3 protein-coding genes are annotated in these 2,806 nt (G+C 54.6%); 1 reads left to right on the plus strand and 2 read right to left on the minus strand.

Features of this window, described 5'->3' with window-relative positions; genetic code table 11:
* Window positions 1-219 precede the first annotated feature (219 nt).
* Entirely contained in the window at window positions 220-831 is a 612-nt protein-coding gene (locus H261_RS22605) for a recombinase family protein (protein WP_040477369.1), read from the minus strand.
* Window positions 832-1,271: 440 nt separating this feature from the next.
* Between H261_RS22605 and H261_RS22610 the strand changes: the two genes are divergently transcribed.
* Window positions 1,272-1,847, plus strand: a complete 576-nt coding sequence (locus tag H261_RS22610) for a hypothetical protein (protein WP_008622539.1) — start codon at window positions 1,272-1,274, stop codon at window positions 1,845-1,847.
* A gap of 115 nt (window positions 1,848-1,962) precedes the next feature.
* Here H261_RS22610 and H261_RS23675 read toward each other — a convergent pair whose 3' ends face one another.
* Window positions 1,963-2,652 carry a resolvase gene (locus H261_RS23675; protein WP_008622549.1) on the minus strand — a complete coding sequence of 230 codons (690 nt, stop codon included), beginning with the start codon at window positions 2,650-2,652 and terminating at the stop codon, window positions 1,963-1,965.
* Window positions 2,653-2,806: the final 154 nt, after the last annotated feature.

The raw sequence follows: 2,806 nt of genomic DNA on the forward strand, positions 1-2,806 counted from the left end.
TTGGAGCGGGTGAAGGGAATCGAACCCTCGTCGTAAGCTTGGGAAGAGACGCCTCAATGAAACCACTTCCTAAAACCCAACAAATACAGCCCTATGCGATTCATTTATGAACAGCACACTGAAACTCACTGTGCCGCATCTGTGTCATGGAATAGCATTTACTTCATACGTGTCAAGAACAGGGTTGATTCCATGGGGTAGGTCATAAGCTTTCGCGGCTTATGATGGTGTCTGCCCGATGGCGTCGGCACCCAATTCCTTCTTCAACCTCTGCACCAGTCCGGTGCTGATCTTGACCTTCCTGGCTGTTTCGCGGATGCCCGTTCCGGCAGCCAGAAGTTCCTTCGCTCGTTCGACCTTGGCCGGATTGGTCGGGGGCCGCCCCAGTTTCCTGCCTTCGGATTTCAAGCGATTCAGCGATGTTCGAACCCGTTCGGACAGGATGGATCGTTCCATCTCGCTGAAGATCGACAACATGCCGAACATGGCCCGACCCGTGGTGCTGGACGTGTCCAGCGACTGCTTGTGCAGATAGAGGTCCACCCCGCGATCCCGCAGTTCCTGCATGAAGTTGACCAGATCATGGAGGGATCGCCCGATCCTATCCACGCTCCACGCGGCTACCATCTGGATTTCCCCTCGGGTGATGGCCTTCAGCATGGCGTCATATCCAGGCCGCTTTTCCCTGCCCTTGGCCCCGCTGATCCCATCATCCCGATAGACCGCCACCACATCCCACTTAAGTCGTTCCGCAGTCATTTGCAGGTCGGCCAACTGGTTCTCGACGGTCTGATCTGAAGTAGATACCCGGACGTAGAAAGCAACACGCATGGCTTTCACCGTGGCTATTTCGAGCGAATACAATATCACTACATGGATAATATTGCAAATTAGCCCATGAGAATCAAATTGCCGATTCCCGTTAGCCCATTGGACAATGGCTTGGTCGGGTCATTGATACGCCTTCGGCGGCCCAATTGGTCCTTCCATGAGTTGCCATAGGCATTGCCGACCTGATCCCCCTGCCGGGGGCAGGCCGGTGTTGAGACAGAACGAAGTGATGAGTTGTCGGTGTTGATGCCGTGAACCCATGAGTTGAATTCATATCGACGCCGAAGGCGTCTTGGTCTTGAGACAGAACGAAAGGAATGAGTTGTCGGTGTTGAGCATAATGCATTCATGAAGGACTTAGTCCGTATTGAAGAGCAATACGGACTAACTTTCTAACTTAGCCTACAATACGGACTAACTCCCGAAACAGGAAAAAGGACATGAACCAGATATCGAACTTACCAGAACTTGAGTATTTCTGCATATGGGCGGACACGCCAAAAACAGAGCCGAAGCGGGGGCGGAAATCCGTCTCATTTTCAGATCGATATGCATTCACGGGAAATGCCATCATTGATGGGGGCACGTATCGACTTCAATTCGTCGAACACAAGGACGTGACCAAGTTACTCAACGGCGTCCATAAAAGCCGGGCCAGCCATGTCCGGCTTTATAGCCTCTACCCAGAGGCCCATCTGGCCCAAGAACGCACCTATTTCAGTCCCGTGATCGCGAAGACGGGTGGCCGGATCGGTGAACCGGCGGCGATCAGCGATGATCACTGCACATGGTTCCCGTACTTCGTCTTGTCCCGGAACGGGCTTCTGATCGAGATCGACTTCAAGGGGATCAACATCAGCAAGCCGTCAGAGGAAGACCCCCAGCTTGGTACCATCGAACACATCCAAACCCTGACGACCCGGCGGGGTGAGATCATCATGGTGCCGGGCAATCATATGCGGTGGGTTTGGCGTCGTCCGGTCCCCAAGGTGGCGACCACGGCGGAAGCTGCGTGATCTCGGCAGGTGTGGTTAGAAAGGAATGTTTCTGATCACACCTCGGCGGCGATCATAAACTTGTGGAAATCCGCCATTTCTGGACGCCCGAATTCACCAGGGTTTTTCGCACACCTCATTGCCTCTGGTCGGCAGCCTCCCTGCGAAACCTATTCAGCAATTCGCTGGCAGCCTGCCGGGACCACGGGTTTCCACGGGTGGTCATCGTTCCACGGGCATTCAGAAAATCAGCAAGCTGCTGTGGCTTCTCATGTCCAGATGCCTTGGCTTCCTCGACCAAGGGGCGGATAGCTTCGAAGGCCTGCCGAGCATTTTCACTCTGTGTGTTGTGACCACGTTGCCGAGCCAGGGTAGCATCCGCTCGCTTTGGGTTGCCCAATCCATGAACCGAGCGTTGGAGTTCGGTCTTGGCGTCCCGTGCTTTCTTTTCTCGGGGGGCAGTCTGTGGAATCCAGTGATCTGGAACGACCGTATCATCAAAGTGAAGAAGTGGAGCCGGTACGTAGTCGTCCCTCAACGCGATCAACGCATCATTGATGGCGGTGCTTCTGTAGATCGTCCCCCATGTCGGACTGACGAGCCACGCCTGCTGTTTGCGGCATTCGGCAACGGCTTTCCTTAGCTCGGGTCGGTCGCGATGATCCCATTCGGCTTCGGTGAATTCCGCAATCAGCTTGCCCCCGTGCTTGGCGACGGTTTCCGCCACCACCTGCTGCTGAACTGCCAGGGAGATGCCGCCGGTCTTCCACCTGCGAAAATAGGCGACGAATTTCCGCTCAACCAATTTGTCAGCCGCCCCCGCCATTTTTGATTCTGGATGTCATTCTGTAATCATGATGGAGGCAGGTTGAAAACGCCGAGTGCAGCAACCCCCACCATCCCGTCATCGAGAAAAACACGATGACGGCACGGATGGCAATCCCGTCATCCGTGAACCGGATTAACCGCCATGAATAATT

The sequence above is a fragment of the Paramagnetospirillum caucaseum genome (assembly GCF_000342045.1).
GTDB classification, from domain to species: domain Bacteria; phylum Pseudomonadota; class Alphaproteobacteria; order Rhodospirillales; family Magnetospirillaceae; genus Phaeospirillum; species Phaeospirillum caucaseum.